Below are 20,817 nucleotides of genomic sequence, written 5' to 3' on the forward strand. Positions count from 1 at the left end.
CCGATCGGCATCGGGGGCCGCCCCCGCAGGCGCGGCAGACCCTGCAGGCACGACAGACCCCGCCCGCAGGCCAGCCCCCGCCAACCCCGCCGCGCCCGAGTCGTCGAAGCCGACCACCGCCACGTCCTGCGGGACTCCCCGGCCGTGCTCCCGCAGCACCAGGCAGGCTCCCTGGGCCATCAGGTCGTTGGCGGCGAACACCCCGTCCAGCTCCGGCTCCTGGTCCAGCAGCGTCCGCATGGCCCGTTCACCGCCGTCGAGGGTGAAGTCCGCCTCGGCCACCCGGACCGGTCCGCCCCCCAGCTCCTCCCGGAAGCCGGCCACCCGCTCACGGCTGGCCGGCAGGTCGGCCGGGCCCCCGATGACCGCGAGCCGCCGGCAGCCCCGGTCGAGCAGGTGCCGGGCCGCCAGCGCGCCGCCCTCCCGGTGCCGCAGGTCCACCCAGTCCAGTACGACACCCGGCGCCGGACGCGCGAAGAGCACCGCGGGCACCCCGGCCGGCGCCAGCAGCGCGGGCAGCGGGTCCCGGCCGTCGGTGGAGACGATCAGCGCGCCGTCCGCACCCCCTTGGGTCAGGTGGGCCAGCACCTGGGCCCGGTCCGCCTCCCCGTCGGCGAAGAGCAGCACCGGATGCACCCCGCGCGGCCGCAGCGCCCGTACCACCCCGCTCACCACCCGCCCGAAGAACGGGTCCTGGAACACCCGGTCGGTGTCCGCCCCGGCCCCGCACACCACCAGCGCCACCGCGCCGGACCGCCGCGTCACCAGCGACCGGGCCGCCCGGTTGGGTACGTAACCGGTCGCGGCGACCGCCCGCTGGACCGCCTGTTGGATGGCGGGGTCCACATTCCGGACCCCGTTGACCACCCGGGACACCGTGGCCCGGGACACCCCGGCGGCACGCGCCACGTCCTCCAGGGTCGGAGCCGTCCCGGTGCCCGCGCCGCCCCCGGTACCCGCGTTCGCTGCGTCCATGGCGGCACTGTAACCGCCCGCGTTCAGACCTCGATCGCCGCCCGGAGCGGTAGCTCCCCGGCCGTGCGGCCGGCCAGGACGGTGAAGGCGCCCGGCTCGGTCCGCCAGGCCCGGGCCCGTGGGCACCAGTGCTCCAGGGCCCGGCCCGCCACCCGCACCGCGACCGTGACCCGCTCCCCCGGGTCCGCCTGCGCCGTCGCCCAGCCGGCGAGCCAGCGGACCGGCCGCTCGACCTCCGAGTCCGGCCGGGAGAGGTGGAGTTGGACCAGCTCCCGGCCGCGCCGCGGGCCGGTGTTGCGCAGGGTCACCGGGACCTCGTACCCCCCGTCCGGCAGCGGCGCCGGGGTGCCGATCCGCTCGAACTCCCAGCTGGTGTAACCGAGTCCGTGGCCGAGCCAGTACGCCGGGGCCCGGTCGTGGCCGGGGCGCAGCCAGCCGCGGTACCCGATGTGCAGGCCTTCCGCATACGGGAGCCGCCCGTCCGGTCCGGGCTCGGTGGCCCGGACCGGGGCGTCCGCGAGGGCGGCGGGCCAGGTGGTCGGCAGCCGCCCGCCGGGCTCCACGCGGCCGAGGAGTACGTCGGCCAGCGCGGCGCCCGCCTCCTGCCCGGGGAACCAGGTCAGCAGCACGGCACCCACCTCCCGACGCCAGGGCAGCTCCACCGGGGCGCCCGCGTTCACCACGACGACCGTCCGGGGGTTGGCCCGGGCGACCGCGGCCACCAACGCATCCTGGGGGGCGGGCAGTCGCAGCGACGTGCGGTCCGCGCCCTCGGACTCGTCGCCGTCGGTGGTGCCGACCACCACGACCACCGCGTCCGCCGCCCGGGCCGCGGCCACCGCGGCGGCGAGCGCGACCGCCGGATCGGGCCGGGGCGGAGCGGCGGTGAGCACGGTGGCCCGCCCGGTACCACGGGCCAGCTCGCGCCGGGCGACCACGGTGACCGGGCACCCGGCGGTGAGCGGGACGCGGGTGAGGTGCTGGGGCGGCCGGACGTGGATCACCGCCGGATCGTCGGTCCCGGGCGGGAACTCCCCGCCGAGCAGCAGCTCCCCGTCGACGCTGAGACGGAGCGCGCCGAAGCCGCCCAGCCCCAGGGTCCAGGGACCGGTGACATCGGGGTGCAGCACCGCCGCGATCTCCACGGTGTGCGCACCGGGCGGCAGTCCGGGCTCGAGCAGCCGCCCGGAGGGCTGGTGCGAGGAGCCCAGCACCGTCCCCTCGGCGTCGAGTACCCGCAGCCGGACGCCGGGGGCGCCGCTCTCCGGATCGAGGGCGTACCGCGCACCGAGCGGTGCCTGCCCGCCGGCGCCCTCGGGTGCCGGGCCGGGTTCGTGGGCGATCCGCACGTGCGGCGGCAGCGCCGCCCGGAGGCCGTCCAGGGGGCTGACGACCTGCTGCGGGAACACCTCCGAACTGCCTCCGCCCTGGACGCGGGGGACCTCGGCGTGCGCCCCGATGACCGCGATCCGCGTCAACGCCGCCGGGTCCAGGGGGAGTACGCCGCGGTTCTCGAGGAGCACGGAACTCGCCGCGGCGGCCTCCCGCAGGTCCCGGCGGAGCCGGGCGGGGGCCGCCGCCCCGGCCACCGGCGCGTCACGGGGGTGCACATCGGGCCCACCTCCTGCCGCAGGGAGCAGGTCGGCCACCGGCGTATCGCGGGGGTGCAGGTCGGCCACCGACGTGTCGCGGGGGTGCAGGGCGCCGACCCGGGCGGCGAGGCGCAGCAGGCGGCGGACCTTGTCCTCGATGGCCTCGGGCGGCACCCGGCCCGCCGCGAGGGCCGCCGCCAGCTCCGCGTCCCACGGGCCGCCGGGACCGGGCATCGCCAGGTCCTGCGCCGCCCGGGCCGAGGCCAGGACGGAGCGGACGCCGCCCCAGTCGGAGACCACCAGGCCGTCGAAGGCCCACGTGCCCTTCAGGGGCTCGGCGAGCAGCGGGCTCTCGCTCATCGTGGTGCCGTTGACCCGGTTGTAGGCCGACATCACCACCCACGCCCCGGCCCGGACGGCGGCCTCGAAGGGGGCCAGGTACACCTCGTGCAGCACGCGCTCCTCGACCCGTACGTCGAGGGTCAGCCGCTGCGTCTCGGAGTCGTTGGCCACATAGTGCTTGGCGGTGGCCGCCACCCCCCGCGACTGGATGCCGCGGATCAGCGCGGCTCCGGTCCGGCCGGCGAGCAGCGGATCCTCGGCCAGGCACTCGAAGTGGCGTCCGGCCAGCGGGCTGCGGTGCAGGTTGAGGGTGGGCGCGAGGAGCACGTGCACACCCTTGCGCCGGGCCTCCTCACCCAGCAACTCGCCCAGCCGGCGCACGCGTTCCTCGTCCCACAGCGCGCCCAGCGCACTGGGCGACGGCAGCAGCGCGGAGGTGGCCCGCTCGTCCCACCCCGGTCCGCGCACCCCGGCCGGGCCGTCCGAGAAGACCAGCTCCGCCAGCCCGATGTCGGGCTCGGCACGGGTCCGCCAGGTGTCTCCGCCGGTCAGCAGCCGCACCCGCTGCCCGGGGTCCAGCTTGTCCGCCAGCCGTTCGACGTCGACGTCGCGCATGTCCACCCCTCACCGAGCCACCGTCCGGACCGCCCGGACCACCCGACCATGCGGGAGAGCGCTCTCCCAGATGATCCGGGCGCACCGGAGGGCGTGTCAACGCCCGTGTGGCGACAGCGGATTCCCTCGTACTGCCGATGTCCACGGAAGAGCCGCAACTCACCCTTTCGGGTGATCCTCCAGTCCGTCCCGGCCTACCGGGGCCACGGCCGGGAGAACGTTTCCGGAGCGGGGTCGAGCAGGTGCTCGACCGGGGCGCGGTGACGGCGGCGGGAGGCTCCGGTGGACCTGGTGCGACAGTCGGCTCAGGCCGGCAAGGTCGTGGTGTGGGAGGAGTCCGCCCGCGACGGCGCGCAGGCGAAGACCCTCATGAGCCCGCGGTTCCGGGTGCGGTTGGCCCACGAGACGGGCCGGGTCTTCGGTGCGGACGGACCGCGCCACGTCGTCTTCGCCGCCGGCTTCCCCGCCGTGTGCGCCGAGGAGTTCGAGGCGGTGCGCCAGGTGGCGGCGGAGGCCGAGGGAGCGGTGAGCGTGGCCGCGGTCTGCCGGGGGGCGCGCCCGGACGTGGCCCAGGCGGTCGCGTCGGTGCGCGGCAGCCGGCACGCCCGGGTGATGGTCGTGGTACCGGCCTCCGAGGCGATGGCACACGTGATGGTGCACCGGCCGGCCGCCGAAGCGCTCCGGGCGGGGGTCGACCTGGTCAAGGCGGCCCGGGACCTGGAGGAGTCGGTCGCGGTGGACATCTGCCTCGCGGACGCCTCCCGGGCGGACACCGCCCTCATGGCCCACTACGCACAGGAGTTGACCGGGGCCGGGGCCGGGCTCGTGGTCCTGGCCGACACGGTCGGCGGACAACTCCCGGGCGCCTGCCGGGAGATGTTCGACACCGTCCGGAAGGGCTGCGACGAGGACGTGGTGCTCGCCTCGCACCTCCACAACGACCTCGGGCTGGGACTGGCCAACACCCTCCAGGCGCTGGCCGCCGGGGTGCGGGTGGTGTCCGGCTCCTGGCTGGGCATCGCGGAGCGCTCCGGCATGGTGGCCACCGAACAGCTGCTGTTCCTCCTCGCCCGGCACGCGCCGGAGCTGCTGGGCCCGACCGCGGACCTCTGGTGGAGCGCGCCCGACCTGCGGCAACTGCCGCGGATCGCGCACCGGGTGGCCCATGAGACGGGGGTGCCGCTGAGCGTGACCACCCCGATCGTCGGCAGCGGGGTGGGGTCGCTCTCCACGGGCACGCCCTTCGTGCACCCCGAGTTGTTCCAGCCCTACGACCCGTCGGCGGTGCTGGGCATCGAACCGCAGGTCCTGCTGACGCAGTTGGCGAGCGCGCGGGTGGTCACGGCCGTCGCGACCCGCCTCGGGTACCGCCTCGACCGCGAGCAGACCGGCGCGGCCCTGGACTGGGCCAAGTCCCGGGCCTTCCGCACCGGCCAGGCCGTGGTCGACGACGACTCCTTCACCGCCTACCTCGACGGCCTCACCCGCGCGACCGGACCCACCCGGTGAACACCGAACCGCGCGGCCCGGCGTCGCCGGCGGAGGCCGCCCGGGCCCTGGCCGCCGGTACGGCCGTGGTCCTCCCCAACCCGGCGCCGCTCACCCACGTCGTCACCGCCACCCGGCCGGGCGCCGTGAACGACGCCAAGGGCCGCCCCACCGACCAGCCGGTCGCCCTCTGGGCCCACCATCCCGCGACCCTCCACGCCCTCGACGACGTCTGGGACCTGGACCCGGGCACGGCTGCCCTGACCCGATGGCTCCTCGCCGCCGAACACCTCACCGTCCTGGTCCCGGTCCGCGGCGGCGGAGTGCCCGCGTGGACGACGCCCGCGGTCAAGGACGGCTGGCTGCTCCTCTTCGGCGCCCGGTGGCAGCCGCTGCTGCCCCTCCTGGACCCGCACCCGGTGCTCTACGTCAGCAGCGCCAACCGCACGGGCCGCCCGCCGGCCGCCACCACCGACGGCGCCCTGGCCATGTTCCCCGCCGCCGTGCCCGTCCTGGCCCCTCCCGTACCGGACCCCGTACCCGCGATCCCCCGGAGCGCGACCACCACGGTCCGCGTCCACCCCGACGGCCGCCTCACCCTCCACCGCCCCGGCGCCCAGGACCGCCGAACTCCCGCCACCTACCTCCGCGACCTCCTCCCCCGCTACGAGCAGGCCCGCCAGGACGGCACCGTCACCCGATAGGTGGATCGGCTCCGGCGGTGGGGGCGGCTGCGCTACCTTCGCCGCCATGGACATCCTGCGCGACAAGATCAGCCACGGCTTCGATCTGCTGGACACCGACGGCGACGGGGCCCTGACCGAGGCCGACCACGTCGTCATGGGCGACCGGGCCGCCGACCAACTCGGCTACCCGCACGGCTCGGTGGAGCACACCCGCATGGTCGACGCGTACGTCGCCATCTGGCGCGACCTGCACGCCCCGCACGTCGGCGGTCCCGACGGACGCCTGACCAAACAGGAGTTCGTCACCAGCACCCTCACCCTGGCCGCCGATCCCGAGGCCGCGGCCACCACCGTCGGTGCGCTGGCCCGGGCGTTCTTCGCGATCGCCGACGCGGACGGGAACGGGTCGGTGGACAAGAACGAGTTCGACGCCTTCCAACGCAGCCACTTCCCGGCGATCGGCCAGGCCGACCTGGACGAGGCCTTCGGCCACCTGGACCTGGACGGCAACGGCGTCCTGTCCCCCGCCGAATTCGAGTCCGCGGTGATCGAGTACTGGTCCAGCACCGACCCCGCCGCCCCCGGCAACTGGTGGATGGGCCGCCCCGACGCGCGCACCGGCGCCGCGGAACACTGATCCCACGGATAAACGCGCACGCAAACCCCCGGATGCCGGAGAGGCAGGACCTCTCCGGCATCCGGGTTTTTCGGGGTGGCTCGTGGGATCACTTGCCGAGCTTGGCCTTCAGGTTCTCCTTCAGCTGCTTCTTGATGTCGTTCTTCTTGACCGTGCCGCCGGTGCCGTGGGCGTCGCCGCTCACCGCGGTGGCGTCACCGGTGTTGATGGCGTCGGCACTGGCGTCACCCGAGGTGGCGTTGCCCGTGGTGATCGTGCACTTGCCCTTGCAGTTCCCGACACCGGTGTTGGTGTCACCGCTGGTCGCGGTGCCGCCGGCGGTGGTGTTCTCCGCGTTCGAGTCGCCGCTGGTGGCGATGCCGTCGGCGCTGTCGTCCTGGACGAAAGTCACCGCGTGCTGGGGAGCCGGGGCGGCCATCGCCGTGGCCGGCAGGGCCACACCGCCGCCGACCAGCAGCAGGGAGGAACCGGCGAGGACGACACGACGGGTAAAGGAAAGCTCGAACATCGGATTCTCCACTCGCAAATAAGGGGGCTTTATAAGAGGCCCCGCGAGAGAGAAGAGGAATTCATCCGGCTTCTCGTTCTCCTCCGGGATTTCCCGGTGGGGCGTGCTTCAAATAAACCCCGCGGCGGAGATCCGGGCACGCCACTGCATCTCGTGGCTTGACCCGAAGAATCGATCTTGGTAAATTCCCGCGCCCCTCCTCAGAGGGCCCCGGTCCGGAGGGTTTCGAGGTGGGCGCGGGCCTCGTCGGCGGCGCGGGTGAACCAGTCGGCGATCACCGCGACCTCTGCCGGCTCGTACTGGGCGAAGAGCGCGCCGATCCGGTCGTAGAAGGGCTGGTACAGCGCGATCAGGCGGGCGGCGGCCGTCGGGTCGGCCACCACCCGCACCCGGCGCCGGTCGCCCGGGTCGGGCCGGCGCCGGGCGTACCCGGCCTTCTCCAGGCGGTTCAGGACCCCCGTCACCGCCCCGGTCGTCAGGTTCACCCGCTCGGCCAGCTCGCCGGCCGTGAGGGGGGCCTCCCCCGCACCGAGGACGTGCCCCAGGCAGGTCAGATCGGTGACGTTCAGGCCCAGGGCCTGCGCCACCTCCTGCTGTCCGACGATGCCGAGGGCGACGTACGCGTCCATCCGCTGGATCGCCTCACCGACGGTGACCGGGGGGCGGGTCTTGCCCTGCACGCAGATACTCCTTAGCATCTAAGTTACTTAGCTCGTGAGATAAATGGTCTTGTCCCCCCTCATCCTGCCTGCCCCCTGCCCCGAACGGGAGAACCCATGAGCGCCCACGGCGATGTCGACCTCGGCCACACGGTGGCCGGCTGGACCGGTACCGCACTCGGCACCCTGGCGGCCGCGGTCGCCGGGGCCGCCGTCTGCCTCGACTGGGCCCCGGGCCTGTGGGCCAGCGGCGCGCTCGCCGTCGTCGCGCTGCTGACCACCTGGGCCCTGCACCTGGCGGGCTGGGGCAAGCCCTCCGGCCCCCGGCCGGCCGCCGAGCGCTCCTGGCGGGTCCGCGACACCTCGGCGGCCGGCGGTCACGCCTCCTGCATCGGCTGCCGGACCGCCGGGCGCGGCCGTCCGTCCGTCGCCGCCGCGCACGTGCTCGACGGTCCGGGCCGCCTCGAGGTCACCGACTGAGGCCCCGGACGGGGAGCCGGGTGTCCGCATCTGATAGGCAGGTCGCCCCACCAGATGCCCCAGCGTCCCGTTTGGAGCCCCCGTGCCGCAGGCCCACCGCCGTACCGACGCCCGCCGGACCAGGACCAGGACCGCCCTGCAGGTCCTGCTCGGCGCCGCCCTGGTCGCAGCCCCGGTCGGGGCCTACGCCGCGAGCCCCGCGGACCCGCCCGTCCCCGCGGCGGCCGCGCCGCAGGCCGGGGCGGCGGCGCTGAGCCTGGCCGATCCGGCGAAGAAGGAGATAGCCATGAAGCTGGTGTCCAGCGCCGAGAACTCCTCCTTGAACTGGAAGGCGCAGTACGGGTACATCGAGGACATCGACGACGGCCGCGGCTACACCGCCGGCCTCGTCGGCTTCTGCTCGGGCACCGGCGACATGCTCGACCTCGTCGAGCTGTACACCCGGCGCAAGCCCGGCAACGTCCTGGCGAAGTACCTCCCGGCGCTGCGCCGGGTGGACGGCTCGGACTCGCACGCCGGCCTCGGTGCCGCGTTCGTCCGGGACTGGAAGAAGGCTGCCGCGGACCGCGCCTTCCAGCGGGCCCAGAACGACGAGCGCGACCGCGTCTACTTCAACCCGGCCGTCAAGCAGGGCAAGGCCGACGGGGTCGGCGTGCTGGGCCAGTTCATCTACTACGACGCGCTGGTGATGCACGGCGGCGGCCACGACCGCACCAGCTTCGGCGCCATCCGCAAGAAGGCCCTCGCCAAGGCCGAGCTCCCGGCCCGGGGCGGCAGTCAGAGCGCCTACCTCAACGCCTTCCTGGACGCCCGCGTCTGGGCGATGAAGCAGGAGGAGGCGCACGGCGACACCAGTCGCGTGGACACCGCCCAGCGGGTCTTCCTGCGCAAGGGCAACCTCACGCTGAAGACGCCGCTGGACTGGAAGGTCTACGGCGACAAGTACCACATCGGCTGAGCAGGACGGACCGGTGCCCGCCCAGCCGGGCCGGCACCGGTCCACCCGACCCGACCCAGAGCCCGCGCCGCACCGCGGCCGGCACCGGCACCGGCTCAGCCGGCCACCGGATACATCTGCCCCCGCCGCCCCTCCGGCGAGGCCAGCCATTCCAGCTTCTCGGCGGTGCCGGTGTCCGGCAGCGGGGTGTGCAGCACGATGACCAGGTCCGGGCGGGCCGGCACCCGCAGCTGCGTCGTCTCGATGTGCAGGGCGCCCACGGCCGGGTGCTCCATCTGCTTCTTCAGCTGGCCGCCGGGCCGGATGTCGCGCTGCTCCCACAGCTCGGCGAACTCCGGACTCAGCTCCCGGGCCTCCTCCACCACCGCCCGGAAGCCCTCGTCCCCCGGCCGCTCCGTGCACGCTGCCCGGAACTGCGCCACGACCTTGCGGGCGTTGCCCTCCCAGTCCGCGGCGCGCGCCCGGTAGAGCGGGTCGGTGAAGAAGGCGATCAGGCAGTTCTGCACGATCTCCGGCCGCATGCCGAGCACCAGCGCGGCGGCGTCGTTGTACATCACGGTGTTCCAGTAGGCGTCCATGATGTGCGCGGGGAAGGGCATCCACGCCTCGATCAGCCGCTGCAGACCGTCGCACATGTCCCGGTCGGCGGGGGCGACTTCCAGGGCCGGCGGGTTCAGCCCGGCGAGCGCGTACAGGTGCCGGCGCTCCGCGCTGGTGAGCTTGAGCACCCGGCCCACCGCGTCCAGGACCTGCCCGGAGACGGTGATGTCCCGGCCCTGCTCCAGCCACTGGTACCAGGAGACGCCCACGCCGGCGAGCACGGCCACCTCCTCTCGGCGCAGTCCCGGGGTGCGGCGGCGGGCCCCGCCGTCGGGCAGGCCGGCCTCGGCCGGGGAGATCCGGGCCCGCCGGCTCATCAGGAACTCGCGCAGTTCCGTGCGGCGCCGGCCCTCCGGCCCGCCCCGCTGGTCGTGCTGGTCGATCGGTGTGGCCACGAAGTCCCCCTGCTCGCTGCCTGGTGGTGTCGGCAACAGGATAAGTTCCCACTCTCCACGCCCATTCCCGGGCCGCGAGGCTGTGGCCATGGCAATCGACATCCAGACGACGACCGCCGGACCGGTTCCGGCGGCCCCCGAGGACACCCGGCTGACCGGCCGGGCCAAGCTGGTCCTCTTCGTGCTCTGCGCCGCCCAGTTCATGGTGGCGCTCGACTTCTCCGTGCTGAACGTGGCGCTGCCGGCCCTGGGCAAGGACCTCGGCTTCGGCAACTCGGCGCTCCAGTGGGCCGTCACGGCCTTCGCCCTGCCCTCCGGTGGCTTCCTGCTCCTGTTCGGCCGGATCGCCGACCTGTACGGCCGCCGCAAGCTCTTCCTCACCGGCCTCGGGCTGTTCGGCGCGGCCTCCGTGCTCGCCACCCTCGCCTGGGACCCGGCCTCCTTCCTGACCGGTCGCGCCCTTCAGGGCCTGGGCGCGGCGGTCATCGTGCCGACCGGGATGTCCCTGCTGACCACCACCTTCCCCGAAGGGCCGCTGCGCGACCGGGCGCTGGGCATCTCCGGCACCCTGCTCTCCCTCGGCTTCACCATCGGCATGGTCCTCGGCGGTGTGATGACCGACACCCTGGGCTGGCGTTCGACCATGGGGCTGCTCTCGGTCGCCGCGGTGGTCGTGCTGGTCCTCGCCCCCGGCCTGCTGCCGGAGTCGCGTACGCCGCAGCGGCCGCGCCTGGACGTACCCGGCGCGGTGACCGTGACCGGCGGACTGCTCTCGCTCATCTACTCCCTGTCGACGGCGGCCCAGCGCGGCTTCGGCGACGTGGACGTCTGGGGCACCCTGGTCGTCGGTCTCGCGCTGCTCGCCGCCTTCGCGGTGGTGGAGTCGCGCTCCCCGGCGCCGCTGGTCTCGCTGCCGATGCTGCGCCGCCGGACGGTCGCCTGGGGCAATCTGGGCGGTCTGGTGACCTTCTCGATGATGTCGACGGTCGTGTTCGTGCTGACCCTCTACCTCCAGGAGACGCTGGGGCTGTCCTCCTTCCGCACCGGCCTGGTCTTCGGCGTGCAGGGCGTCCTGTCGATCGTGGCCGGCACGTACGCGCCGAAGGTGATCGGGCGGTTCGGGGCCCGGCGGGCGCTGATCGGCTCGCTGCTGGGCCAGGGCGCCTTCACCGCCGCCCTGCTGAGCGTGGGCACCGGCTCGGGCGCGGTCCTGGCCACCGTGTTCGTCTCCGTGGCCAGCATGTTCCACCTCGGCGCGATCATCTCGTACGGAGTGGTCGTCACCAGCGGGGTACCGGACGAGGAGCAGGGTCTGGCGACGGGCCTGGTCACCACCACCCAGCAGGTCGGCATCACCATCGGCATCCCGCTGCTGGGCGTGCTGGCCACCACCGGGGCCTCGCTCTTCGACGGCGTCCGTACCGTCCTGGCGATCGACGCGGCCATCGTGGTCGTCGCGGCGCTGCTGCTGGCCGTCGCCCTCGGGCGTACGAAGGCGGACCGGCAGCCCGCCGGGTGACCGGGTGCACGGTGGGGGCAGGGGGCGGGTGGCGGAACGGACGGCGGCCGGCGAGTAGGGTGACGTGATGGACAGCTCTTCCCTTCCTCGTTCCTTCCGGCTGCTGGTCACGGGCGGTGGGACCGGTGGTCACACCTACCCGGCCCTGACCGCGGTCCGCGCCCTGCAGGCCCGACTCGGCGCCGCGGGCGGCACCCTCGACGTCCTGTGGATCGGTACCGCACAGGGCTTGGAGGCCAAGGTCGCCCCCGCCGAGGGCATCGCCTTCAAGACGGTCGCCACCGGCAAGATCCGCCGCTCGGCGAACCCGCTGAAGATGCTGTCCACCGCGAACCTCAAGGACATGGCGCGGGTGCCGCTGGGCGTGGCCCAGGCCCGGACGATCGTGTCGGATTTCCAGCCGGACGCGGTCCTGGCCACCGGCGGGTACGTGGCCGTGCCGGCCGGGCTCGCCGCCCGGCTGTGCCGCGTGCCCCTGGTGCTGCACGAGCAGACCGTCCGGCTGGGCCTGGCCAACCGCAAGCTCGCGGGGTCGGCGACCCGGATCGCCGTCTCGTCGGAGTCCTCGCTGGAGCTGCTGCCGGCCGACGTGCGGGACCGGGCCGTGGTCACCGGCAATCCGGTCCGGCCCGAAGTCCTGGCCGGGCACCCGCAGAAGGCCGTCGACGCGCTGGGCCTGGCCGGCTTCGACCCGCGCCTGCCCACCGTCTACGTCACCGGCGGCGCGCAGGGCGCGGCCCAGATCAACGGCGTGGTCCAGGAAGTGCTCCCCTGGCTGCTGGAGCGGGCGAACGTCGTCCACCAGTGCGGTCCGGCCAACGTCGACGCCCTGCGCGCCTCGGCCGCGCACCTGGACCCGGTCCGCGCCGGTCGCTACCACCTGGCCGGCTTCGTCGGAGCCGAGCTGCCCGACGTCCTGGCCCTGGCCGACCTGGTGATCTCGCGCAGCGGCGCCGGCACGCTCGCGGAGCTGACGGCGCTCGGCAAGCCCGCCGTCTTCGTCCCGCTGGCCACCTCCGCGGGCAACGAACAGGCCCACAACGCCCGCCACCTGGCCGAGGCAGGAGCGGCCGTCGCCCTGCTCGGTGACGTCACCGCCCACGCCCTCGCGGAGGCGGTCGGCCCGCTGCTGGCCGACCCGGTGCGCCGGGCCGCGATGGCGGAGCGGGCCCGGGCGTACGGCCGGCCGGACGCCGCGGACCGGCTGGTGGACGTGATCCTGGCGGCGGCGCGGGGCTGACCCGCTCGTCTGTTCCCCCTGCGGTGCGGGTTTCCACCACGCCGGGCGGACCATCCTCAGAGTGAAGTGCTCTCGACGGCCCCGGCGAGCCCGCCGGTCGCGACGAGGAGCGCCCACGGCCGACAGGTGAGGACGGACGCACGATGGCAACCGAGTTCCAGCGCCGGAAGATCGACCTGGCCTTCGCCCTGCTGGACGTCGACGGCGACGGGTTCCTGACGGAACAGGACTTCGTCCTCCTCGGCCGGCGGTGGACCGGCCGCGCGGGGGACGAGGACCACGCCGTGCGGGAGACCATGCTGGGGTGGTGGCAGGTCCTGTCGGCCGCGGCCGACGGGAGCGACCAGGTCTCGCTCGACGACGTCCTCGGGGTGGTGGACGTCCTGCCCACCATGCCCCACGCCGTCGACGGGACCGCCGAGGCGATGTTCGCGATCGTGGACGCCAACGGCGACGGCGAGGTCGACCACGCCGAGTACAAGCAGATGATCGAGACGTTCGGCGGCCGGGGCGTGGACACCGCGGCCGCCTTCGACCAGCTCGATCTGAACGGCGACGGCCGGATCAGCCGGGAGGAGTTCCGGGCCAACTGGTACGAGTTCTGGGCCGGCACCGACCCCTCGCACCCGGGCCGCCTGCTCTTCGGTCCGGTGGAGGCCGTCTGATCCTTTCCCGCCCCGACCCGGTGCGTCCTGGGCCCTACCCGGCCGGGTCCGTCCGTGGTAGATCTTGCGCGCGGCGACGACGGGGGGGCGCGGGCATGGACTGGGGTCTGGTACGGCTGCTCGGGTGCGCGGTCTGCGCCGTCTGGGCCCTGGTGGGGTACGGGCTGGCGCTGGCCGGGGCCACCCGCGGGCAGCGGGCCGTACGCGTGACCGGGCGGGTGGTCGAGGTGTGCCCGCCGGCGCACGGCGCGGCCGGTACGGCCGGGATACCCGTGGTGCTCGCCTTCCCCGACCCGGCCACGGGCCGGGAGCACACCCTGCCCTACGACGGCGAGCACGGCATGATGCTGGAGACCGCCTGGATCGGCCGGGAGGTGACCGTCCTGCACCCGCCGGGCGAACCGGGCCGGTTCAAGGTCGCCTATTCGCCCGAGGACGGCCTGACGGGGCGCGGCTGGCCGCACTTCGCGGCCTTCCTCCTGTACGCCGGGCTGGTCACGGACACCGCGATCCGGCACGGCTACCCCTGGGCGCTGCTCGGCGGGGGTGCGGCGCTGACCCTCTTCGCGGCCACCGCCCTGCCCCACGAACTGCGCGTGGGACGCCGGGAGTCGGCGCAGCTGGCGACCGTGGTACCGGTCCGGGCCGAGGTCATCGCCGTCACGCAGACCGTGCAGGACTACGACGACGGGCCCATGACCGTCCACCGGCTCTTCGTCCGCTTCACCACCGGCGGGGGCACGACCGTCACCGCCCGCCTGGCCGACCCGCCCAAGGACCCGGCCAGGGCCTTCGGCGGTTCGGTCACCCTCCACTACGCCCCCGACGACCTCACCTACCTGACCCTGGACCCGGCCGCCGCCCGCCGCGCCGTCCGCCGCAGCCTCCTCTTCGTCATCGCCCTCCTCCTCGCCGCCACGGCGACGACCACGACGGGCGCCCTGCTCCTCTGAGGAGTCATCCGCGCTCCGCCGGAGCCGGCGCCGATGCGCGCCGGCCGCCTGCGACCGGGCGACGTAGGGTGAGCCGATGGGTCTCTTCGAACGGTTGAGCGGCGTCAGGCGTCCGGTGGGTGGTGGTACCCCGGCAGGGGCGGCCGAGGTGCGGGATGCGCTGCTCGCGGTGGGCGGGGAGCCGGCGCCGTACCGGGTGCGGATCGCAGGCTCTGCGGAGCAGGGGGATCTGGTCGCCGACTGGCGCCTCCGGCACGGCTCGCCCGGCGAGGAGGTCGACCTGCGGCTGACCGTCCGGCTGCGGCTGGATCCGCACCGGCGCGAGGTGCGGGCCGTCCAGGAGCAGCGGTCGAGCAGCCGCGGCCGGCTGTCGGCCTCCCGCGAGTACGGCCGCGGGGCCGGCGCCGCCGTGCAGTGGACGTACGAGCGGGGCCCCGACGGGCGCCGCCGCAGGGTCAAGACCCTCGACACCCGGGAGATGAAGGACGCCCTGCGCGCCGCGGTCCTCGCAGCCGGGTGGACCTGGCGCCCCCGCCTGACGAGGCTCTGACCCCGCGGCCGGCTGGATCAGCCGTCCGTGGTCGCGGTGCCCGCGGTCAGCTCGGCCTTCTCCAGCCAGTCGAGGTACCAGCGGGTGAAGGTGACGGGCTGTCCGTCGTCGTCGAGGAGCGGGACGAGGTCGGCGCCGTCCGCCCGGTAGTCGGACCAGATCGTGCCGCGGTGGGCGCCGCTGACGATCAGCCACTCGCGCAGGGCGCAGCCCAGGTGGGAGACGGGTATCGCGCCGGCGGTGCGCTCGGGGGTGAACAGCACGGCCTCCCAGCGCTCCTCCCACGCCTCGAAGGCCTCGTCGAACTCCTCGAGCTCGCCGAAGGCCTCCTCCTCGGGCCGTACGGCGAGCAGCGCGTCCAGCTCCGCCCGGTCCGGCCCGTGCTCGGGGAACGGCCGGGCGAGCAGGGTCAGGTCGGCCAGATCGGCGCCGTCCCCCTCCCACCCCCACCGGCCGTCCACCCGCCGGACGGGGAAGAGCCCGTACGCCGGGCCCGCACCCCCGGCGCCCACGCAGCCGAGGAAGTCCCGGTACCCATCGGGCAACCGCACGCCCAGCTGCGCCTCGAGCTCGGCGAGCCCGTCATCGCCCAGCGGCTCGTCGAGCACCCATGTGTGCCCGAGCGAGCCGAACACCTTCCCGCTCCCCGCCCGACCCCCCAACGCCCGCACCCGCTCACGAACCCCGCCCCACCGCTGCTCATCCATGCCCCGACGGTAGCCGCCGCCACTGACAACGCACGGGCCGCAGGGGGACGTGGGCGAGGGCGCCCGCCGTCAGGCCTCGGGGTCGGCCTTCTGCTGGTCCTGGGCTCGTTTGGTGACCACGGCAGCGGCAGCCAGGGCCGTGGTGGTGAAGGCGAGGGCCAGGGTCCAGGGCTGGTCGAAGGTGTGGCCGGTGGCGTGGTCGAGGGAGTAGCGGCCGGCGCCGGCGAGGCCGATGGCGGCGGCCGTGAAGCCGAGGAACGCCGGGTACTCGAAGCCGCCGGCCTGGTTGAAGAAGCCGGCCGGGGCGTGCACGGACACCGCGCCCGCCATGGCGCCCGCCGCCGCGGCCCCGGCGGCCGGGGTGGCGAGTCCCAGCACGAGCAGCGCCCCGCCGCCGGTCTCGCCGAGGCCGGCGGCCAGCGCGCTGGCCCGGCCCGGGGTGAAGCCCATGTGCTCCATCCCGGCCGCGGTCTTCTCCAGGCCGCCGCCCCCGAACCAGCCGAACAGCTTCTGGGTCCCGTGCGCCATCAGCACCGCCCCCGTCCCGGCCCGCAGGGCCAGCAGCGCGAGGTCACGTCGGTTGATGCAGCCCATCGGGGTCTCCCTGGAACGGCGGACGGATGTCGCCGACATCCCTACCCGTCCGCGCGGGACCTTCCCGCTGCCCGGGACACGACCCGCCGATCGGGCGAGCCCACCCGCCCGACCTGCGGCGGTCAGTGGCCCGCGACGAGCGCCGGCAGCCGGCTCATGTCGTGGAAGACCGTGGTGCCGGGGCCGGCCAGCCGCTCGGCCGGGGTCAGACCGCCCGCGTAGCCGAAGGACCGCATGCCGGCGGCGCGGGCGGCCAGCACACCGGGGCGGCTGTCCTCGACCACGACACAGGCCGCCGGGTCGACGCCCATGCGCGCGGCGGCGTGCAGGAAGAGGTCGGGGGCCGGCTTGCCCCGGGCGACCTCCGAGGCGCTGTAGATGCGGCCGGCGAAGTGCTCGTAGAGCCCGGTACGTCCGAGGGTGTGCCGCATCTTGTCGTGGCTGCCGCTGGAGGCCACACAGGTCGGCAGCGTGAGGGCGGCCAGCGCCTCGGGCAGCCCCTCGACCGGGGCGAGCCCGGCGTCCACCGCCTCCCGGTGCAGCTCTTCGAAGCGGGCCGACCAGGTCCCGGCCACCTCCTCGCCGAGCCGGGCCGCGACCTGCTCGCGGATGGCCGCGTGGGACCGCCCTATGAAGCGCTCCACCACCTCGGCCTCGGTCAGCGGCCACCCCAACTCGGCCCCCAGGGCCACCTGCACGCGCGCGGCGATGCGCTCGCTGTCGACCAGGACGCCGTCGCAGTCGAAGATGACGAGCTCAATGGGCTTGATCATCTCCGCAGCATAGGCGGCTCGGAACAGCAGGCGGCAGCGGGTCCGGCCCCGACCGGTGCCGCTGCGGCCGGACGCCCCGCGGCCCAGGGGGTGGCCTGGTCGCGGGGGGCCGTCGGCGGGGGTCAGGCCTTGCGGGCGTGGAGGGTGTGGGCGCCGAGTGGGAGGGGGGTGTGGGTGCGCAGGTGCAGGCCGGCGGCTTCCAGGAGGTCGGCGTAGTGGGCGGCGGTGCGTTCGCGGCCGCCGGTGTTGCAGAGCATGTGGAGGTCCCAGGCGGTGGCGAGGGAGGGGCTGTCGTCGTCGGGGAGGAGGCGTTCGACGATCAGGAGGTCGGCGTGCGCGGGCATGGCCTCGGCGCAGTGCCGCAGGATCTCCCGGCAGCGCTCGTCGTCCCAGTCGTGCAGGACGCGGGAGAGGAGGTAGACGTCGCCGCCCGCGGGGACGTCCGCGAAGGTGCCGGCCCGGAACCCGCAGCGGTCCGCGGCCGCGGTGCCGGCCAGGTGGGTACGGGCCGCTTCGAGCACGGCGGGCCGTTCGAGGAGGACCCCGCGCAGGGCGGGGTGGGCGGTCAGGACGCGGCCCAGGAGTTCGCCGGTGCCGCCCGCGATGTCGACGACGGTCCGCGGCGGTCCGGCGGCTCCGGCCGCGGCGGTGAGGACGGGGTGGGCCGGCAGCGGCTCGAAGATGGCGGCGCTGGAGACCATGGACTGGTCGAAGAGGGCGGCCAGTTCGGGGTCGCGGGCGAAGTGGTCGAAGTGGTTCTCGCCGTAGAGGTGGTCGAAGCCGGGCCGCCCGGTGCGTACGGCATGGGCCAGGTGGGCGAAGGACTGGTAGAAGGGCCCGCCGTACATCAGCGCCAACGGCCGCATCGAGGCTGCGGCGTTGCTGTGGAGGAGGGCCCCGACCCCGGTGAGGCGGTAGCCGTCCGCGTGCTGGGACAGGACGCCCAGCATGGCGAGGTAGCGCAGCAGGGTCTCCAGGGCCTGCGGGTCGGCGCCCACCGTGCGGGCCAGGGCGGCGGGGGTGGTCCCGGTGCGGGGGTCCAGGGCCTCGGGCAGCCGGAGCCGGACGCAGGCGGCCAGTGCCTGGGTGGTCCAGGCGCCGGTCAGCAGCCGCAGGAGGGTTTCCGCCTCGGTGTGGACGGCGGGCGCCGGGGCGGGCCGGCCGGCGGGGGTCCGGCCGAGGTGTTCGGTCAGGATGTCGCGGTGGTCGCCGCTCGCGTACAACTCCACGCGCGGATAGGGGGTCTTGGTGCCGGCGGGGGCGGTGAAGTAGAAGACCGTGCCGTTCTCGTGGGGGTTGTAGCCGCCGCCGTCGGCCGCCGCGCCGTGGCTGAGGAAGCCGGCCAGCAGGCCGCGCAGCACCAGCGGGTCGGGCTGCACCACGTCGAAGGCCAGGTGCGCCTCGTGGTCCGCGGCCCGCTCGTGGTCGGCGAGGGCGGCGAGCCCGGAACCCGGCGGGACGGTCAGGGCGAAGACCTCGACGGCCCGGTGCTCCCCGGCGGGACCCGGGACCCCGGGGCGGAGAATCCTTACGTCAAGATCGGCGGCGGCCCTGCGGTGGCGGGCGGCCAGGCGCTGGCGGACCACGACGCTGGGCTGCGGGGGCGCGTCCGCGGTCAGACCGCAGGCCGCCAGCTCGCTCCGCAGGGTCTGCTCGTCGGGCGGGAAGACGAGCAGGGCGGCGTGCGCGAAGCGGCACCGCTCGGTCAGGGCCCGCAGTTCGGGGCCGTCGAGGCCGGGCAGCACCCGCGACAGCAGGACGGCGGTGTCCTGTTCGCGGACGAACCCGGCCGTCGCGCGCAGTCGCGCGGCGTCGTCGGCCGCCGGGGGCACGGCGCCCGCCGTCGGCGCGGGCACGGGCAGGGTGGAGGTGTCCATGGAATGCACTGCGTTCACCGTCCGTGTACGGAGGAGGAGCCCCCGGTCCGCCCGGGCCGGAGCCCGGCGGGTGCGGAACGGGGACGCGAGTGGGGGTGGTGCGGGACCGCGCGAAGTGGGGTGGGCGCGGGCCCGGGTGCGGGGAGAGGTGCGCGGGACCGGACGAGGGAGGTCCTGGTCCGCGGCGGGCGGCGCCGGGGAGGCGCGGGACCGGCGTACGTCCCGGCGCGGGCCGTGGGGAGCCCACGCGGGGACGCATCCGGGTGTGCGGGGTGCGTCAGATGCCGACGTAGTTCTCGGCGAACCAGTCCTGTTGGGTGCGCGAACTGCGCAGCGCGTACAGCCGCGAGCGCCGCAGCCGGTCCTGGAACTGCGCTGTTCCCGCAGGGCCTTGGGGTGCGTGCAGCAGCTGGATCATCCAGTGCGAGAACTCCTGGGCCCGCCAGATGTGCGCCAGGCAGCGCTCCGAGTACCGGTCCAACTCGGCGGCCTCGCCGTGCGCGAGGGCCGCGGTGAGCGCCTGGGCCAGGAGCTCGGCCTCCAGTACGGCGAGGTTCGCGCCCTTGGCCGCGGACGGGCTGATCAGGGCGGCGGCGTCGCCGGCCAGGAACAGCGAGCCGTACCGCAGGGGTTCGAGCACGTCGGACTCGAGGCGCACTACGCCGCGTTGGACGATCGGGCCGCGCCGCAGCGGGCCGTACTCGTCCGCGCGCAGGCGCCGCGACAGTTGGTCCCAGATCTGCTCCTCGCTCCAGTCGTCGGCCGTGGCGTCCGCCGGGCATTGCAGGTAGTAGCGGGTGATGTCGGCCGAGCGGGCCATGTGTCCGGCGAAGCCGTCGGGGTGCACGGCGTAGCCGACGGCGTCCAGGCTGGGGGGCGCCTGTGCGAGCAGACCCAGCCAGGACACGCCGTGGTCGGTGTGGTGGCGGACCGCGTTCGGCGGCAGGGAGCGGCGGCCCGCGCCGTGCCGGCCGTCGCAGGCGGCGACGTACCTGCCCCGCCACTGTTCGGGGCGTCCGTCGTCGGTGCGCGCCGTCACGATCGGGGACGGTCCGTCGGCGCCTGACACGGCACGGGCCTCGGTGCCGAAGCGGATCCGCCCGCCCCCGGCCTCGTAGACCGACAACAGATCGGCGACCAGGTCGTGTTGGGGGTAGACGGTGTGCTGTTCGCCGCGGCCGAGCTGCCGGTAGTCGAGGCGGAAGCGGCCGTCGTCGGTGCGGAACTCGCAGACGCCGTGCTCCCGGCCGCGCTTTCGCAGCCCTTCGGCCAGACCGTGACGCTCCAGGACGCGCGCGGTGTGGGGTACGAGGAAGCCGGCGCGTGCGCGGGCGTGAAGCTGTTCGCGCCCGGCGCGTTCCAGGACGACACAGTCGATTCCGGCGCGGAGTAAGAGGTTCCCGAGCACCAGACCGGCCGGTCCGGCGCCGAGGACGACCACATCAGCCGAGTCGCGAGCGACCCGGTCGTACTGACTCTCTGTCACAACGGTGGATCATAGGCAGGGAATCGGCGGCGATCGGGCCAAGATCACCCGTTTGCCCGGAGGCCTGAGAAAAGGATTCTTCCTCAACTCCCCGCTGCCGCGCGAGCAGTTCCGGGCCACCCGGACCCGCCGATCGGGCCGCACCCCGCGCCACCTGGGCGTACGGCGCACGCGGGTCTCACGAGGGGCTCATTCCGGAGGCGGGCGCACGCGGCGCACGCGCGGTGCGACACACACGACCGGGCGCACGACCGAACAGACATCCCTCCCGCACCAAGACCCTACGCATCGCCATCCATCGCATGCAATGCACTGATGAAAGTTTTCTGAGATTTAGTCAATACAGGGCTGCAAGCGTGCGACGACCGAACCCCGGAAGGGACCACTTCCCCCTCGCCGCGAAGCCCTCCCGCGCCACCGGCGAGTCAGGCCGACATCAGCCTCAATAGGCTCTGACCTGCTAAACCCCTGTGGTGACAGCGCCGTTGGAGGTCCCTCCCGGGCCATCGCACACCCCG

General features: G+C 74.6%; 20 protein-coding genes. 10 read left to right on the forward strand and 10 right to left on the reverse strand.

The annotated features are described in order from the left end of the window. Together AB0O40_RS08675 and AB0O40_RS08680 are read right to left on the reverse strand one after the other, a co-directional pair. The coding region (locus AB0O40_RS08675) for a LacI family DNA-binding transcriptional regulator (protein ID WP_365037105.1) at positions 1-975 on the reverse strand (975 nt) is incomplete at its 3' end. A gap of 23 nt (positions 976-998) precedes the next feature. Continuing rightward, entirely contained in the window at positions 999-3,524 is a 2,526-nt protein-coding gene (locus AB0O40_RS08680) for a glycoside hydrolase family 3 C-terminal domain-containing protein (protein ID WP_365037107.1), read from the reverse strand. Between the two features lie 282 nt (positions 3,525-3,806). On the opposite strand from AB0O40_RS08680, the gene AB0O40_RS08685 reads away from it, so the two are divergent. The 3 genes from AB0O40_RS08685 to AB0O40_RS08695 are packed head-to-tail and all read left to right on the forward strand — an operon-like array spanning position 3,807 to position 6,335. Continuing rightward, positions 3,807-5,033, forward strand: a complete 1,227-nt coding sequence (locus tag AB0O40_RS08685; RefSeq protein WP_365037109.1) for a 2-isopropylmalate synthase — start codon at positions 3,807-3,809, stop codon at positions 5,031-5,033. Continuing rightward, positions 5,030-5,716: a hypothetical protein gene (locus tag AB0O40_RS08690; RefSeq protein WP_365037111.1), complete on the forward strand. Its 687-nt coding sequence runs from the start codon at positions 5,030-5,032 to the stop codon at positions 5,714-5,716. Before AB0O40_RS08685 ends, AB0O40_RS08690 begins: the two co-directional genes overlap by 4 nt. Before the next feature lie 46 nt (positions 5,717-5,762). Further along, on the forward strand, positions 5,763-6,335 hold the full coding sequence (locus AB0O40_RS08695; protein WP_365037113.1) for an EF-hand domain-containing protein: 573 nt from the start codon (positions 5,763-5,765) through the stop codon (positions 6,333-6,335). A gap of 88 nt (positions 6,336-6,423) precedes the next feature. On the opposite strand, the gene AB0O40_RS08700 is transcribed toward AB0O40_RS08695, so the two are convergent. Both AB0O40_RS08700 and AB0O40_RS08705 read right to left on the reverse strand, forming a co-directional pair. Further along, entirely contained in the window at positions 6,424-6,843 is a 420-nt protein-coding gene (locus tag AB0O40_RS08700; protein ID WP_365037115.1) for a hypothetical protein, read from the reverse strand. 200 nt (positions 6,844-7,043) lie between these two features. Further along, positions 7,044-7,523 (reverse strand): MarR family transcriptional regulator, encoded by a 480-nt coding sequence (locus AB0O40_RS08705; RefSeq protein WP_365037117.1) that lies wholly within the window; start codon positions 7,521-7,523, stop codon positions 7,044-7,046. Between the two features lie 96 nt (positions 7,524-7,619). Here AB0O40_RS08705 and AB0O40_RS08710 point away from each other — a divergent pair, with 96 nt between their 5' ends. Then, positions 7,620-7,982: an HGxxPAAW family protein gene (locus AB0O40_RS08710; RefSeq protein ID WP_365037119.1), complete on the forward strand. Its 363-nt coding sequence runs from the start codon at positions 7,620-7,622 to the stop codon at positions 7,980-7,982. 82 nt (positions 7,983-8,064) lie between these two features. Continuing rightward, positions 8,065-8,940, forward strand: a complete 876-nt coding sequence (locus tag AB0O40_RS08715) for a chitosanase (RefSeq protein WP_365037121.1) — start codon at positions 8,065-8,067, stop codon at positions 8,938-8,940. Positions 8,941-9,035: 95 nt separating this feature from the next. On the opposite strand, the gene AB0O40_RS08720 is transcribed toward AB0O40_RS08715, so the two are convergent. Next, a complete protein-coding gene (locus AB0O40_RS08720) occupies positions 9,036-9,857 on the reverse strand; it encodes a helix-turn-helix transcriptional regulator (protein WP_365037281.1) in 822 nt (273 codons plus the stop codon). Positions 9,858-10,023: 166 nt separating this feature from the next. Between AB0O40_RS08720 and AB0O40_RS08725 the strand changes: the two genes are divergently transcribed. The 5 genes from AB0O40_RS08725 to AB0O40_RS08745 all read left to right on the forward strand — a co-directional run bounded on the left by AB0O40_RS08725 (position 10,024) and on the right by AB0O40_RS08745 (position 14,862). Next, complete coding sequence (locus tag AB0O40_RS08725; RefSeq protein WP_365037123.1) at positions 10,024-11,454, forward strand: MFS transporter; 1,431 nt, start codon at positions 10,024-10,026, stop codon at positions 11,452-11,454. Positions 11,455-11,521: 67 nt separating this feature from the next. Next, positions 11,522-12,694 (forward strand): UDP-N-acetylglucosamine--N-acetylmuramyl-(pentapeptide) pyrophosphoryl-undecaprenol N-acetylglucosamine transferase, encoded by a 1,173-nt coding sequence (locus AB0O40_RS08730; protein WP_365037125.1) that lies wholly within the window; start codon positions 11,522-11,524, stop codon positions 12,692-12,694. 143 nt (positions 12,695-12,837) lie between these two features. Beyond that, positions 12,838-13,359: an EF-hand domain-containing protein gene (locus AB0O40_RS08735; RefSeq protein ID WP_365037127.1), complete on the forward strand. Its 522-nt coding sequence runs from the start codon at positions 12,838-12,840 to the stop codon at positions 13,357-13,359. Positions 13,360-13,454: 95 nt separating this feature from the next. After that, complete coding sequence (locus tag AB0O40_RS08740; RefSeq protein ID WP_365037129.1) at positions 13,455-14,312, forward strand: DUF3592 domain-containing protein; 858 nt, start codon at positions 13,455-13,457, stop codon at positions 14,310-14,312. A gap of 76 nt (positions 14,313-14,388) precedes the next feature. Beyond that, the gene (locus AB0O40_RS08745) at positions 14,389-14,862 is read left to right on the forward strand and encodes a hypothetical protein (RefSeq protein WP_365037131.1); all 474 of its coding nucleotides are present in this window, start codon (positions 14,389-14,391) and stop codon (positions 14,860-14,862) included. A 17-nt stretch (positions 14,863-14,879) separates the two neighbouring features. Here AB0O40_RS08745 and AB0O40_RS08750 read toward each other — a convergent pair whose 3' ends face one another. From AB0O40_RS08750 to AB0O40_RS08770, 5 genes are all read right to left on the reverse strand, one after another. Then, complete coding sequence (locus tag AB0O40_RS08750; RefSeq protein ID WP_365037133.1) at positions 14,880-15,569, reverse strand: SMI1/KNR4 family protein; 690 nt, start codon at positions 15,567-15,569, stop codon at positions 14,880-14,882. Between the two features lie 69 nt (positions 15,570-15,638). Next, complete coding sequence (locus tag AB0O40_RS08755) at positions 15,639-16,163, reverse strand: DoxX family protein (RefSeq protein ID WP_365037135.1); 525 nt, start codon at positions 16,161-16,163, stop codon at positions 15,639-15,641. 122 nt (positions 16,164-16,285) lie between these two features. After that, the gene (locus AB0O40_RS08760; RefSeq protein ID WP_365037136.1) at positions 16,286-16,936 is read right to left on the reverse strand and encodes an HAD family hydrolase; all 651 of its coding nucleotides are present in this window, start codon (positions 16,934-16,936) and stop codon (positions 16,286-16,288) included. A 122-nt stretch (positions 16,937-17,058) separates the two neighbouring features. Beyond that, entirely contained in the window at positions 17,059-18,813 is a 1,755-nt protein-coding gene (locus tag AB0O40_RS08765; RefSeq protein ID WP_365037138.1) for a methyltransferase, read from the reverse strand. Between the two features lie 277 nt (positions 18,814-19,090). After that, positions 19,091-20,299 carry a 4-hydroxybenzoate 3-monooxygenase gene (locus AB0O40_RS08770; protein ID WP_365037140.1) on the reverse strand — a complete coding sequence of 403 codons (1,209 nt, stop codon included), beginning with the start codon at positions 20,297-20,299 and terminating at the stop codon, positions 19,091-19,093. Between the last annotated feature and the right edge of the window lie 518 nt (positions 20,300-20,817).

This window comes from Streptomyces sp. NPDC089919 (genome assembly GCF_040684615.1).
Lineage (GTDB): Bacteria > Actinomycetota > Actinomycetes > Streptomycetales > Streptomycetaceae > Streptomyces.